8 protein-coding genes are annotated in these 15,629 nt (G+C 36.2%); 5 read left to right on the forward strand and 3 right to left on the reverse strand.

What is annotated here, in order from left to right; genetic code table 11:
* Positions 1-99 precede the first annotated feature (99 nt).
* Together ACFING_RS00680 and ACFING_RS00685 are read left to right on the forward strand one after the other, a co-directional pair.
* Positions 100-2,064, forward strand: coding sequence for an autotransporter assembly complex family protein (locus ACFING_RS00680; protein ID WP_375629174.1), 1,965 nt, complete (start codon positions 100-102; stop codon positions 2,062-2,064).
* Positions 2,064-6,722: a translocation/assembly module TamB domain-containing protein gene (locus ACFING_RS00685; protein ID WP_375629176.1), complete on the forward strand. Its 4,659-nt coding sequence runs from the start codon at positions 2,064-2,066 to the stop codon at positions 6,720-6,722. The genes ACFING_RS00680 and ACFING_RS00685 overlap by 1 nt, the downstream gene beginning before the upstream one ends.
* 2,242 nt (positions 6,723-8,964) lie before the next feature.
* Here ACFING_RS00685 and ACFING_RS00690 read toward each other — a convergent pair.
* The 3 genes from ACFING_RS00690 to infC all read right to left on the reverse strand — a co-directional run bounded on the left by ACFING_RS00690 (position 8,965) and on the right by infC (position 11,844).
* Positions 8,965-10,731, reverse strand: coding sequence for an ABC transporter ATP-binding protein (locus tag ACFING_RS00690; protein WP_375620868.1), 1,767 nt, complete (start codon positions 10,729-10,731; stop codon positions 8,965-8,967).
* Between the two features lie 64 nt (positions 10,732-10,795).
* The gene (locus ACFING_RS00695) at positions 10,796-10,981 is read right to left on the reverse strand and encodes a hypothetical protein (protein ID WP_375620867.1); all 186 of its coding nucleotides are present in this window, start codon (positions 10,979-10,981) and stop codon (positions 10,796-10,798) included.
* A gap of 344 nt (positions 10,982-11,325) precedes the next feature.
* Positions 11,326-11,844 carry a translation initiation factor IF-3 gene (gene infC, locus ACFING_RS00700; protein WP_026500140.1) on the reverse strand — a complete coding sequence of 173 codons (519 nt, stop codon included), beginning with the start codon at positions 11,842-11,844 and terminating at the stop codon, positions 11,326-11,328.
* Between the two features lie 196 nt (positions 11,845-12,040).
* Here infC and ACFING_RS00705 point away from each other — a divergent pair, with 196 nt between their 5' ends.
* The 3 genes from ACFING_RS00705 to dapE all read left to right on the forward strand — a co-directional run bounded on the left by ACFING_RS00705 (position 12,041) and on the right by dapE (position 14,994).
* Positions 12,041-12,820: an alpha/beta hydrolase gene (locus ACFING_RS00705; RefSeq protein ID WP_375620866.1), complete on the forward strand. Its 780-nt coding sequence runs from the start codon at positions 12,041-12,043 to the stop codon at positions 12,818-12,820.
* A 31-nt stretch (positions 12,821-12,851) separates the two neighbouring features.
* Complete coding sequence (locus ACFING_RS00710; protein WP_375620865.1) at positions 12,852-13,598, forward strand: M48 family metallopeptidase; 747 nt, start codon at positions 12,852-12,854, stop codon at positions 13,596-13,598.
* Positions 13,599-13,821: 223 nt separating this feature from the next.
* The gene (gene dapE, locus ACFING_RS00715) at positions 13,822-14,994 is read left to right on the forward strand and encodes a succinyl-diaminopimelate desuccinylase (RefSeq protein WP_375629179.1); all 1,173 of its coding nucleotides are present in this window, start codon (positions 13,822-13,824) and stop codon (positions 14,992-14,994) included.
* Positions 14,995-15,629 lie beyond the last annotated feature (635 nt).

Consider the following 15,629-nt stretch of genomic DNA (forward strand, 5'->3'; position numbering starts at 1 on the left):
AACGTGTAAAATGTGCAAAGTAATTATATTTACCTTTCTTATTTTTATATTATTTCAAAGCGTAGTAGATGCAAAGTGTATTATAAGGTATCTGATTTTATGGTATACCAGACAAGAATTTTGTTAAAATCAGGGACTGTGCGCTGTGTATTTATAGGCTTGTGTTTTACTTTTTCTTTTCCACAGCCACTTGCTGCATTTGATTTTTTCGGCATCCCTCTTTTTGGTCAAAAGAAAACAAATTCTTCTTCACATTATGCCAAAAGTACAGAGAAATTTTATAAAGTTGATGTTGTTGCACCGCCAGGTGCACCATTAGAAGGTATAAAAATAGTTAAATCTGTTTCTTCTCTTGTTGCTGATAAAGAGAAAGCATCCGCCAGTTCTTCTGGTTTGCTCGCCAAGGCGCGTTCAGATTATCGAGCAATTCTTTCTGCTCTTTATGCTGATGGACGCTATGGTGGTGTTATTAGTATTAAAATTAATGGCTTAGAAGTCGCTGATTTAAGTCCGGTAACTCAACTTCCAGCACAATCGAATATCGTTATTACAATTAATGCTGGTCCACAATATGTTTTTAGTATTGCCAATATTGATAAAGTAGCTCCGTTTGAAAAACGTAAAGCGCATAAAATGCCCACAATTGAAGAATTGGGCTATAAAGTTGGGGCTATTGCTAAATCTGAAACCATTTTGAAAGCAGAAAAATGGGCGATAGAAGGATGGCGGCAACAAGGTTATGCTAAAGCTAAAATTATGAAGAGTGAGGTCGTGGCTGACCATGCTGCGTTGCGTGTTGAAGGACGGATTGTTGTTGCTCCTGGACAAAAGGCTTATTATGGTCCTTTAAGTGTGCGTAATATAAGTAAGAAACCACGTGTAGATTCAGCTTATATCGCGTGGATGACCGGATTGAAACCAGGGCAGATATACGATTCTGATGCGTTAGCTAAGGCAAATGAACGTCTTGCGCGCCTTGGTGTTTTTCGTGCTATCAATATACGTGAGGCTGATACTATTAATCTAGATGGTAGTTTACCGCTTGCACTTGTTGTACAAGAACGTAAACCGCGTCGTTTTGGTGTAGGCGGTAGCTATTCAACTTTAGACGGTGCTGGTTTTGAGACTTATTGGATGCATAACAATCTTTTGGGTCATGCAGAGACTCTTAAAATTGAAACAAAAATAAGTGGTGTTGGTAGCAATAAAAAGCAATCATATAATTTTAAAAATTTTGATTATCTTTTCGGTGCTACATTTGTAAAGCCCGGTGTACTCACGCCAGATACAGATTTCAGGTCAGAATTAAAAATACAACAAGATGTTTTAGAAAATTATACGACAAAAGCCATCAAAGGAAAATTAGGTATTACGCATATTTTTAATGGTAATCTATCGGGACAGGCTGCTGTAGAAGTTTCAAATGGTTATTCACGTGATATCTATTTTGGGAGCCGTAATTTTACAACAATCGGTTTCCCTAGCGGTTTGATTTACGATAGTCGTAATAATAAGTTTAATGCAACAAAAGGTTTATATGGTGAAGTTTTCATTGAGCCTTTTTATGAGATGCGTTTTAGCAACTTTGTTGCAAAAGTAACAGCAGAAGGTCGTTCTTATTGGGCGTTGGATGAAGGGGATCGTTTTGTTGTTGCTGCGCGGGCAAAGCTTGGTGCAATTCTTGGGAATGATGCAGCACAAGTACCCGCAAATACGCTTTTTTTTGCTGGTGGTGGGGGCTCTGTTCGTGGTTATGCTTACCGTAATATTGGTATCAAAACAGAAAATGATGGGGTTGTTGGTGGACGGGCGCTTATTGAGGGGTCAGCAGAATTGCGTGTTTCTTTAAATGATAAAATAGGGTTTGTCAGTTTTCTTGATGGAGGTTTAGTCGGGGAAAAGGCGAATTTTGATTTTTCTCAAAAAATTAAATGGGGAGCCGGTATAGGAGGTCGTTATATGACGGGTCTTGGTCCTTTACGCGTTGATTTAGCCTTTCCTTTAAAGAGAGAGAAGGGTGACCCTCGCATTGGTTTTTATGTGGGTATAGGGCAAGCATTTTAATGAAAAAAGGTGTACATTTATCAGCTTTCTTCTTTGTATTTTTGTTTTTTGGGGTGGGTGGTTTTGTTTTTGCGCAAAGAGGAGACATTCTTCCCTCTAGCGAAATGAAAACAGATGATCGCTCATGGTTTGTTTCTTTAATTGAACGAAAGCTTTCAGCGCCTAATCGTCAAGTTCGTTTACACAATATGCAAGGGACACTGTCTTCTCAAACATCAATTGATACTATTACTGTCAGTGATCAAAAAGGGGTTTGGCTTAAAATTACCAATGCTAAAATGGATTGGAATCGTCTAGCGTTGCTGAGAGGACGGATGGATATTAACCAGCTTTCGGCAGAACAGGTTACATTTTTACGCAAACCGCAAGGCAATTCTTCTTTTGTTTCTTCCCTTGAGACTGGTAAATTCTCTTTACCAAAATTACCGCTTGCTCTTTCTATCAATACGCTTACAGCTCAACATGTGACATTTGAACAGAATCTTTTTGGTTTTTCTGCTGATATGTCCTTAAAAGGCAATTTCACCTTGGCTGGTGGTAATTTTGATGTCGATATAGCGGCGCATCGTTTAGATGCACCGGGTTCTTTTTCTGTTCTCACCAAGATATCTGATAGTAATCGTACAGCTCAAATTGATATTTCTGCTAACGAACCACAAAATGGTATTTTGGCGAATATTTTTAACATTGAACAACGTCCAGCATTAAGTCTCGTCGTGAAAGGTGATGGTACTTTTGATGATTTGGTTATCAAACTTTCTTTAGAGTCCGATCATCATTCTATTTTAGATGGTAATGTTATTCTTGCAAGTGTTCCAGAAGGACAGAGTTTTTCTACGAAATTAGAGGGAACACTGAGCCCTTTAATACCTGTTCAATATCGTAGTCTCTTCGAATCTGATATAACATTAAAAGCAAAGGCAAGAAGAACAAAAGAAGGTGTGACACACCTTGATCAGATGGTTATTCAGAACAAAGCAATGAATGTTATAGCCAATGCTGAAATAACCGCCGATGGATTCTTGCGACGGCTTTTTGTTGATGGCAAAATGGCTCTTGATAACGAAAAGGAGTCTATTCATTTACCTATATCAGAAGTGCCAAAACCTGCGAATACTCTTGCTTTGAACATTGACTATGGTCGCGAAGGTCAACAATCTTGGAATGGGCGGTTGGTTGTAAATCATTTAAGCAATAAAAATATTTATATTCGCGATGCAATTTTTGATATGGGAGGAGTAAGCGAAAATCTTGATAATGCAGCTTCTCGTCATGTTGGTGTTCAGGTTAAAGGGACGCTTCAAGGGGTTAAAAAGATTAAGGGAGCGTTAGTAGAAAATTTAAGCCAAGCGGTTCATGTGCATTTAGATACGGATATTGTTTCGAACAAACCAATTTTGATTCATGATCTGAGTGTTACGGCTCAGGGTTTTTCTTCTTGGTTAAAAGGGACAATGGAGAATTTTGTTTTTAAAGGCGATCTCGGTTTAAAAGCTCAAACATTAACTCCTTTGGAAGTGTTCAGTAAACAATCACTTTCTGGTAATGCAGATATTAAAGCCAAAGGAACGATCAGTTTATTGAGTGGCATTTTTGATCTCCAATTATCAGGAATGGCTGACGATATGAAAATAGGCGTGCAGTCTTTTGATCGTTTATTCAAAGGAAATACTACTCTTTCAGGTGGCACTGCTCGAAATACAATGGGCTTCACTTTACGTCATTTTAATTTGAAAAATCAATATGCAAACATAAAGGCTGATGGTTATTTTTCAGATGAAAGCGCTAAAATGGATCTATCTGCTCAAGTATTTGATCTAGCTCAATTAGATCCGAAGATAAGTGGTGCACTTACAATTCAAAGTACGGCTAGAGGGCGCAATAGCCATATAAAACTAAATACGCGTGCCCATATTTCTGAAGCATTAATTGTAGGGAAGAAACTTCAAAACACAACATTTAACATAGATGCATTTGTAGATAATACAGCACCAGTTACTTCTTTAACAGGGGTGGTAAAGGGTGAAGGAATTTTTGCTAAGAAACCTTTGCATTTATCGGCCTCTTTTGAAGATTCTCATAAAATTCGAAAACTTGAAAATATCGATATTAGAGGGGGAAGTGCAAAAATAACGGGTGATCTTTCTCAACAACTTGGCGGTTTTTTGAAAGGAGCGCTGCATATTGATGCCGATGATATTTCCCTACTTTCAGCGTTATTTTTGCAGGATGGTAGTGGAAAAGTAAAAGGAGATTTTATTTTTGATGAACAAAATGGCAGACAAAAAACCAATGTGAAGGCGCATGTTAACCATTTGAATTTTTCCAAGAATAAAATAAAAAAATTGGCAATAGATGCTGACATATTCGATCCTTTTGGCATGACTCAGTTTGAAGGAGTTATCAATGCAGAACATATTCAAACACCTTTGGTAATGGTCAATCGTTTAAATGCTCACGCTGATAGGAATAATGGACAAACGGTTTTTACTGTCCAGGCGACGTTGCATGATACTCTCAATGCACGGCTTTCTGGTCGTTTAATGGTTGAGGAACTTCCAGAAAGTATAAAACGAGAAGTGCAAATTGAAGCTGTGGACTTAAAACAACATACTTTTCATGCAACATTGCCGAAGCCATCTATAATCTCTTTTGATAAAGATGGAATGACAATCAATGAATTAGGAATTGCAATAAATGGGGGCAACATCATCTTAGCAGGAAATATTCAAGATACCCTGAATTTACAACTTACAATGAATGCCCTTCCTGCTACTTTAGTCAATTTGTGGAAATCCGATCTTGGTGCAGCAGGGAGTGTAACAGGGCAGGTTATGATTCGTGGTCATTTAAAAAAACCTGATATAACTTACGATATAAAAGGTGAGGGACTGACAACCGTTGCTTTTCAAGATAAAAAAATTATGCCTTTTTCTCTTTCTGCTACGGGAAACACTGTAGATCAAAATCTTACTTTGAATGCAAATTTAACAGGAGAAGGAGTACAAGCACAAGCTCAGGGGCGTGTATCTCTAGAGAAAAATGCGCTTGATCTTCGTATTAATTTGCAAAATTTATCTGCACGTTTGGCGAATGGTTTTATTGCAGGACAAGCGCTTGATGGGACAGTGATAGGTAAAGTTGATATTGGTGGAACAATGAAGGATCCATCTGCTCATTTTGAGCTTTCTAGTCAAAATTTAACCGCTATGACGCATAAAGGACCGATGTCAATCAATATAAATGCTCGTGGTTCTTATAAAAAATCGACATTTCATATTGAAAATATGATAGCTACTGGAGATAAAGGATTAGATCTTTCCATCCATGGGCCTGTATCTCTTAATGGTTCAGAGGCAAAATTAAACGTTAAAGGGATAATGCCTCTTGATTTTGTTAATCTCTTATTAGCTAAGCGTGGTGCACATATAACGGGTACAGCAAGAATTGATACAGCTCTTAATGGGTCATTATCAAAGCCACAATTGATAGGAAATATTTCTATAGGCGACGGTAGCTTTTTTGATTCACAAACAAATGTAGGATTAAATAATATAACAATTGAAGGCAAATTGAAAGGTGATCATATCCTTATAGAAAAAGCTTCAGCTTCTTCGTTTGAGGGGGGAGGAATTTCTGCTTCAGGTCGTATCTCTAATGATCTAGAGACAGATTTGATATTTCATCTTGATAATGCCAATTATAATGATGATTCTATGATTCTGGCAACATTATCAGGTGAGATGACAATGACAGGTCATTTTTTTAATAGTCTTGTTCTTGGTGGTGATATCATCGTTGAAAAAGCTGAAGTTTTTGTTCCTGATCATTTTAAAAGTGCCAAGTTTCTTGATGTTAGAAATAAGAATTTAACTAAATCGATTCAAACAACACTTGAACGTGCTGATGTTAAGAACACGAACAAAAGCAAAAGCCGTATAGTTACACAAGAATCTTCATCTGTCGTGCTATCAAATATGCGTATTACAGCACGCAATCAATTTTTTGTACGCGGAAAAGGCTTAGATGCTGAACTGGGAGGACGCATTAATCTAGCAGGTCCATTGAATGATGTGCATCCAGTTGGTGAATTTAGAATGATTCGTGGACGTTTTGATATCTTGTCGCAACGTCTTAATTTTGATCAAGGACAAGCGAGTTTTAGTGGTAATCTTAATCCTACGGTTTATTTTGTAACCAACAATAACAGTGGTGATATTCGTGTCACTGTAACTGTAAGTGGGACGGTTGATAATCTTGATATTAATTTTTCATCACAACCAAATTTGCCTCAGGATGAGATTTTGGCGCGTTTGATTTTTAAACGCTCTCTTAATGAATTATCACCATTTCAGATTGCTCAACTTGCAGCAGCAGCGGCTGATCTTGCAGGTAGTTCTAATACATCTTTGTTGAATACTTTACGAACTAAAATTGGACTTGATGATCTTGATGTTATCGTTAATGAGAAGGGGAATACAGGCTTACGTATTGGACGCTACATACACAATAATATTTATTTGGGCTTTGAAGCAGGGTCTGATGGAACGACGAAAGGGACAATTAATTTAGATATTTCGCGTCATCTCAAAGCTAAAGGTGCCATAGGAAATGAACAAAATTCTAGTATAGGTCTCTTTTATGAAAGAGATTATTAAAGATTGAATTTTAAAAAAACAATTTCTTCGTTTTTTGTCTCTCATTTCTAAATCTGAGGAAGGAGGCATAGACTAGAAATCCTATAAAAGAAGAAGCTTTTTGTTGAGGCGTGAAGAGATGTATCTGAAATATTTGATTTTTGTTATGCTATTCTCTAAAGGGACAAAATCTTCACGAAAGATAGTATGTTATTTTGCTGCTATATATTTATTTTAGAGAAATACCTTACCTTGTTTTCAAGCCCATATCGTGCTGTTGCCTAAAGAATGTAATGTGTGCAATATATTGATTTATAAAGATAATTTATTGTTATTCAACTTGAATTAGAACTTTGAATATCGTACGAATCTCTTTCGTATTGAATCAATCAAAATCATTCGGCTTGTATGCTACAAGCGGAGAATCCTGTGTGGATAAAACTATTAAGAAATAACTAAAAATGCCTTTTATGAATCATGTCGAGAGCTAAGAGCTGTCGCAACATTAGGGACTGGCAGAATAGTGTGAGTGGTGCCGGCTTGTTACTCCATAAGCGTAAAGATAGAGGGGGTTAATGGATTTATCGTTATACAATTCACGAATGTTATTGCGAATGGGCTTAGGGAAGACTTTGAGAGAGATCTCTTTAAAACAAGTACGTGAATTTGCAACACAATGGCATTCTGTTTTTACGTGAAGGACATGATTCCATTAAAGACCGTCAAAAACGTGAGGCAAGCAGAGAATTCATAAGATATCGATTTTATTGTCAAACGCATTTAAAGCAATATTTTTTAATAATAAAAATTACCTATTATTTTAGATTTTGTTTATTGTGTCTGGAATAAGATCACTTTTCTTATAACGAATAGCTCCCCAAACAGAATACTCCAAAATATAACATTATTGTGTTGCAAGTTTATGTACTTGTTTTAAAGGAACATTTCTCAGTGTGCGCTTGAGTCTATTTCATAAGATTGCTTGTGAAATGGTATAAAGTATCTCTTATGAATGGTATAAAATCTACACTACCGTTATTAATAAAGGTATAAGTATTTACTAAAGCTATAAGCCGGCATTATCATTCTATTTTCCAGCTTCTCATGTTGCTGACAATCTTTTCACTTGAAAGTGTAGAGGTATTTTTATTGCTTATCTTAAGAGTTTTTATGCATATACCAATATCTCTTATGACGTACAACAAGCGCTTTTGATTGATTCATCATAGATATAAAGAAAATTTGCAATAAGCAAATTACATCTTATCTTTTGTTTAAGATATAAAATAACAAATTACGATTATAAATCAAAGTATTAAAATGTATATTAAAAGATATTTTTGTAAAAGTATTTATCAGAATTATATGTCGTATTTTTCTATTTTAGCGGTTAAAAGAAAGAGGAATGTCATTTTGCTTTTCATCTGTTTTTTTACATATTGAAATTATAGCCTTATATAGGCACTAACGTTGTGCATTTATAAACTCTTCAAGCCGTTAAGGTATTGGAGGAATATCATTTTAGTTTCTAAATGTAGAAAAAACAGCAAAGCTTGCTTTAAAGCAAGCTACAACAGTAAAAAAGTTTTATAATAAAACCTCTCTTATTTTTTCAATGTTTTTCTTTTAAACGGAGTGTATCTATAATTTGCAACACAATTTATAATTGTTAGCTTATTCTGTTGTACCATAAAAGACCGACATTTGAGGTGTGGTGATATAAGGTATGTAAGCCTTTTTGACACAGTATTCTGAAAGCACGTGGTGAATATTTAGGGTAAGCCTTGTATAAGTGAATCACATAAGTTGTTATCAAGAGGAATGAGCTCAATAAAAATCTAGATTGTTTACAGATCAGATTGGGTAGAGTCTTTGTCCTTTAAAAGTTGTGTGGAGAAAAAAATTATCAGTGCAGGGATAAACACGGATAAAGGTTGTATTAATCCAAATTCATCATCATCCGCGATAATTTTTTCAAACTTTTATGCTTTCTCTTTCAGGATTCACAACACTTATGAATGTTTCAACACTTATTTGAGGAAGGGAAGGGGTTTTTGAAATTTCATGGTTAAAGTCAATTGCATTCAACAAAATAGCGAGTAAAGTTTTCATCTAAATCCAAGAAGTTTATTTTCAATAAACCATAAATTCTTTGCCAACTTTGATTAAAGTAATGCTTTTTCGTGGTAACAAGTCTTTTTTATAAATGGAGCATTACCTTCTATCCATTTTTTATTTCAAATTTTATTTAAGGATCTAGAAATTAGGAGGTATGTTTTTTGAACTGGATATTATGAAGTTTTTTATAAAACCCATGTTCTTTTGCTAGCAATTCTTTTTGAGTACCTTGTTCAATCAGTTGTCCATTTTGTATGACCACAATTTTATGAGCACGAGCAATCGTTGAAAGGCGATGAGCAATAATGATCGTTGTGCGTCCTTTAGTAAGGTGATGAATAGCTTCATTAATTTGTGCTTCGGTGTGTGAATCGAGCGCACTTGTTGCTTCATCAAGAATCAGAATTTCACTATCGTGAATCATTGCTCTAGCGATAGCGAGTCGTTGTTTTTGCCCCCCTGAAAGATTACAGCCATTATCACCTATCTGTGTATCATAACCATTTGGCAAACTCATAATAAAGTCATGAGCATTTGCTGCTTTTGCTGCTTCGATAATTTCGTCATCACTAGCCCCTTCTTTTCCAAGCCCGATATTATATTTAACAGTTCCTTGAAAGAGAAAAGTATCCTGTCCTACATAGGCCATCAGGTTTCTCAGAGAGCGAAATGTTGTGTAGCGAATGTCTTGATCATTAATCAATATGCGTCCTTTTGTGGGGTCATAGAGGCGCATAATAAGGTTGATAAGGGTTGATTTTCCCGAACCGGATGGTCCCACCAATGCTGTCATTTTTCCGGCTTCTATTTCTAGGTTGATGTCTTTCAATATCATTTTGTTATTAGTGTATGCAAAAGAAACATGTTCGAAACGAATAGTTCCTTGCGTTTTATTCAGATCTTTAGCTTCTTTATGTTCTACAACTGTAAGGGGACAATCGAGTATTTCAAACATCGTACGGATATTGACCAAGCCAGATTCAATTTTAACACGTACATTTGCTAGTCTTTTTGCGGGTTCATAAGCTAAAAGTAAAGCAACAATAAAGGACATAAATTCACCTTGAACACCTGCGCGTTGGGTTGCAAGATAACCGGAAAAACAAATAATACCTGCAATGGCAACACCCGTGAGTGTTTCCATAATTGGATTGGTAATAGCTTCGAGTGTTGCAATACTGTTTGTTTGTTTTTCAACATCACAAATGGCTTTGTCCATCCGTTTTTTCATGACTTCTTCTAGTGAAAAGGCCTTGATGATTCGAATACCAACAGCCGTTTCCTGTACGATTTTGATAATTTCACCAAGTGAAAGGAGCTCTTTTTCCATCAAGCTGCGAACGCGTTTTAAAGCCATTCGAACGCCTAAAAAAGCTAGTGGTCCTACGATTAAAGTAATGGAGATTAACACAAAGTTTTGAATGAACATGACAAGCAACAGACCACTAACGGAAAGCAAATCACGTACAAAAGTTGTGATAATAGTATCAATTATATTACGTACGGCTGTCGCGTTATGAGTTACACGAACAAGAAGATCAGATGAAGTGTTATTATGATAAAAAGAGACACCTTGTTCCATAAGTCGTGCAAAAATTTTACGCTGTTGTTCAGCAATGATACTATTGCCTGCTTTGTTTAGAAAGTAAGTTTGGAAAAAAGTTGCAACTCCTTTGAGAATAAAGATAAAAGCAATGAAGCTAGAAATCAAAACAATCATAGGAAAATTTTGTGCATCAATAATCTGATTAACAACATCCCGCATAATCCATGCACTGGTTGCTGTGGTACAAGAAATGATGATCATTGAGAAGATAGCCGCACTGTACCAACGCATATGTTTACGAAAATTTTCTCGCAAAAGGCGGATAATAAGATGTTTGTCAAAAGAGGAAATTTGTTTTTTAGCCATGAAGAGCTTCTATATTCTCTCATTATTTTATGCAAGATTGAAACACTCTTAATTAAAAAGCCCCTTAATCTTTTTTACAAAAATAGCTTTTTCTTTCAAGGTTCATCACATCAATTTCACGACGGTGAGAGTGAAGAATGTAGTTCAAAGTTTCTGTAAAAGGTATAACGAAAATTCGTTGTTCATCATTATTTTTAGTTTTCAATAAAAGATACCGGTGAGTTTCACTATTGTATTTACCAATTTCCATATTGTGATAGCCTTTGGCACTTGAAATGGCTCACAAAAAACATTTCTGCTTTTTTAATAATTTTTATGTATCATCTCCATTTGTGATGTGTAAGCAAACAATTTTGCCGCATTGCATGATAAAAGAGCTTGAAATAAGAAGACCTTACGATGTTGAGCTTTCTCATTAATATGCAAAATGACGAATTCTTCTTATAAATTGATAAAGCATTATTAGACTCTTAAAAGGATTTATACACATTTATAAAACCTTAAAAGCACCACAAAAATTCTATGTGGTGCTTCTAAATAATACTATACACATCATTTTGATGCGTTGCATGCGAATATTATTCCAATGCAAAACTATTTAGGTGCTATCACCATCATCATTTGCCGGCCTTCAAGCTTTGGCTCCAATTCGATTTTGGCAATTTCACTTGTATCTTCTTTCACACGCTGAAGAAGCTTTAATCCAAGATCTTGGTGAGCCATCTCACGACCACGAAAACGCAAAGTAATCTTTACTTTATCACCATGATCAATAAAGCGATGAACAGCCTTGAGTTTGACTCCATAATCATGGACATCAACATTTGGGCGCATCTTAATCTCTTTGATTTCGATGACTTTTTGCTTCTTACGTGTTTCAGCAGCTTTTTTTTGGGTTTGATATTTTAATTTTCCCAAATCGATGATTTTACATACAGGTGGCTCCGCATTTGGTACAATTTCAACCAAATCAAGTCCCGCATCTGCAGCCATAGCAAGAGCTTCTTGTATCGCAACAACTCCCTGATGTTGTCCCTCATCATTGATAAGCTGAACATGAGGTACCCGAATATCCTGATTTGAACGTGGTCCGTCTTTTTGGGTAGGTGTCATTTTAAACGGTTTACGAATGGTTTATGCTCCTTAAATTTTGATTCAACTACAGTTAATTTAATATACAATTATGTACCTAAAAACAACTATAATTCGTGTTATTTTCATTATTTGATTTATTACTTTTTGGAATGATTTAGATTATAAAAGTTTTTCTCTTAATTTAAAGAATTTGTTTTATAGAGGATAAAAAATCATGGATCAAAATATTCCTTGTCAGTTTTTTTCATTTGAGAACACCGCACTTGCAGTACGCTATCGCAAGGGGCGCCAATCTCCAGGTTTGGTTTGGCTTCCTGGCTATCAATCCGATATGTTAGGAAGTAAGGCAGCGTTAGTTGATCAGTTTGCTCAGAAGAATGATTTGTCTTGTTTACGTTTTGATTATTCTGGACATGGAGAATCTGAAGGTGATTTTTTTCAAGGAACAATTTCGCGTTGGGTTAAGGAAAGTTTAGCGACTTTTGAAACCTATTGTGAGGGTCCACAAATTTTGATTGGTTCCTCTATGGGGGGGTGGATTGCGCTAAGGCTTGCAATGATGCTAGCACAGAAAAATAAGAAGCTTGCTGGCATGATATTGATTGCTCCAGCACCTGATTTTACACAAACATTGGTGGAACCAAAATTAGGCCCAGAAGAATGGAAGGTTTTGGAAGAAAAAGGCTATATTGAACGACCTGCAGTTGATGATACAGAGCCAATGCCCTTTACAAAAACATTGATTGAAGATGGGCGCGAAAATTGTGTTATGAAAGGATGCATTGATGTTGGGTGTCCAGTCCATATTCTACAAGGGATGGAAGATGAAGATATTCCCTATCAGCATACATTGACTTTACTTGATCATTTACCTCTCCATGATGTAACATTGACACTTGTTCGTGATGCAGATCATCGCTTTTCTCGTCCACAAGATTTAGATTGCCTTGAAACAGTATTGAGATCTTTTATTAATCAGATTAATGCAAAGTAAGGGGTACATTTATTGATGAAGATAAAAATATATGAGCATTTCTAAACAGCATTTTATTTTTTCTGAGCGTTTTGTACCTGTACGGGTGCGGGAAAATAAGTATGCGCGCCGTCTTACCTTACGTATTGATGCCAGAAGTCAGGAGATTTGTGTAACAACACCACCAGCAATAAATCTCTATGCGGTTGAAAATTTTATTGAAAAGCATCGATCTTGGATTGAGGCACGTCTTGCTCATGTACAAATCTCTCATAAAAATGCTTATCTCAAAGAAGGGGCGACAATTCCCTTATTGGGTGTTTCTCATACCATAAAGCATAGAGAGGGACGTGGGGTAACAGAAATCATTACAGCAGATGCGGAGCAAGGGCCTGAAATTATTGTTTATGGTCAATTAGAATATCTCCCAAGACGCATTGCTGACGTTTTGAAAAAACAAGCGGCGCTTATTATAACGCCTTTGGTGGCACATTATGCTCATCAGGTAGAGCGTAAAGTCAAATCCATTTGTTATAAAGATACGAGAAGTCGTTGGGGCTCTTGTTCAATCGATAAGCGTCTTTCTTTTTCTTGGCGCCTTATTATGGCACCAAAAGAAGTTGTTGAGTATGTTGTTGCCCATGAAGTTGCTCATCTTGTTGAAATGAATCATGGGCCAAGATTTTGGGCTCTTTGTGAAGAGCTATGTCCTGATAGTAAAACATATCGTGCTTGGTTGAAAGAAAATGCTCCTAGACTGCATGCAATTAATTTTGATTCATATAATTTAGAGGCGTAAAAAACTTTCAAATGAAGGCAATATTTAACGGAACTTTTTGTTGAGTGTTTTGTTGAGTGTTTGCTTGCTCATGCATAATGAGGAAGCCATTGAAGCTCTCAGCACGATTGTTCTCCCCTGCTTGGTTTGCTGAGTGTCTTCAATGTTTTGCTTTATCTTTTTTGTAATTCAGCGTAATAACCCTAAGTTCCGATGACTTATAAAAAAATGGGAAGGTTTTTTTATGTCTGTTCTTACAGATCCACTTCAGCTATTACAGGCACTTATTCGTTGTCCTTCTGTTACACCTCATGAAGCAGGGGCTTTATCAACTTTGGAACAATTTTTAAAAAAAATGGGATTTCACGTCGATCGCCCTGTTTTTACGGATAAAAATACAGATAATGTTGAAAATCTTTATGCAAAAATGGGAAGTGAAGGACCCCATCTTATGTTTGCGGGTCATACGGACGTCGTACCGCCAGGTGCATTGGAAGATTGGACTTATCCACCTTTTGAAGCTGTTATAGATCAGGGGAAATTATATGGGCGGGGTGCTGTTGATATGAAGGGTGGTATCGCTTGTTTTATTGCGGCTCTAGCGCGAGTTCTTGAGAAACGATCCATTAAAGGAAGGGTAAGCCTTTTAATTACTGGTGACGAAGAGGGGCCTGCTGTTAATGGTACGGTAAAACTTCTCAAATGGGCAGAAAAAAAAGGCGAAAAATGGACTGCGGCTCTTGTGGGAGAACCAACAAGCGTAAAGACTGTTGGTGATATTATCAAAATTGGTCGCCGCGGATCGATTTCTGGTGTCATTACCGTGAAGGGTCGCCAAGGTCATGTTGCTTTTCCAGAAAGGGCTGCCAATCCTTTGCCTTTGGCAAGTAAGCTTATTCAAGCATTGACACAAACCGTTTTAGATAAAGGGACAGAAAATTTTCAACCCAGTAATTTGGAGCTAACAACCATCGATACCGGTAATTTAGTGGTCAATGTTATTCCAGCGCAGACAACGATTCGTTTTAATATACGCTACAATGATCTTTGGACAAAAGAAACACTGATGAAGGAAATTGAAAAGCGTCTTGCTTTGGTACAATCAAAAAACAATGGTGACCAATATCCCTCTTATCAGCTTGAATGGATTCCAAGTTTAGGAGATGTTTTTTTGACCAAAAATGATAAACTCATTCAAACTTTATCCAATGCTATTAAAAGTGTAACAGGGAATATACCAGAATGCTCCACTTCTGGTGGTACTTCAGATGCACGATTTATTAAGGATTATTGCCCAGTGGTCGAATTTGGTTTACCGGGGCAAACGATGCATATGGTAGATGAGTGTGTAGCCCTTGATGCAATAGAAACACTTACTACTATTTATGAGCGTTTTATTATTGAATTTTTTGCATAAAGAAAAGGTTGCTGGTTCAAAAATACCTTTATCTTGTTGTGCCATAAGATATTGCCATTTATGGTGTGGTGATACGAGACTCGTAAAACTTAATATATTAAGTAGTCTTAGAGTAAGTAATGAATATTCTTAAGTTGGGATTCTTGCCTGTAGAGTCTTTAGTTAAGTGAATTACATAATTGAAAAGCCAAAAGAGATCTGCTTGAAGAAGCAGAACTGTTTAGACCATATTGGATTGAAAATATTCGTTCTTTAAAGTGTAGAAAGGAAGTCACACGCAATCATATATGGAAAACAATGAATATTATATCATCATTGTGTGATGACAGGTTGATGCCATAAAGACACACAAAAACATGCTACTATTGTAAAAAGTTCGTACAACATAAATGCGCTCATTCACAGCTCATGTTTTGATATGTTTTCTGCACTCGCATAAAAGGTACTTCTTGTTCCTATAGACTTTCTTAGAATAAAGACTATAGGAAAAGCGCTTTAAGTTTGTTTTATTTCATATATTTTACCTTGCTTTTTTTGTCCCCAAGAACTTCCGTTGCAAATCATTACGAGATAGAAGGTGAGCGTATTTAATCAGCTTTAATCTTGGTTATGATAAAGATACACAGAATTTTTTT

Origin of the sequence: Bartonella sp. AP150HLJHH (assembly GCF_042196385.1) — a bacterium.
In the GTDB taxonomy this organism is placed as follows: Bacteria; Pseudomonadota; Alphaproteobacteria; order Rhizobiales; family Rhizobiaceae; genus Bartonella.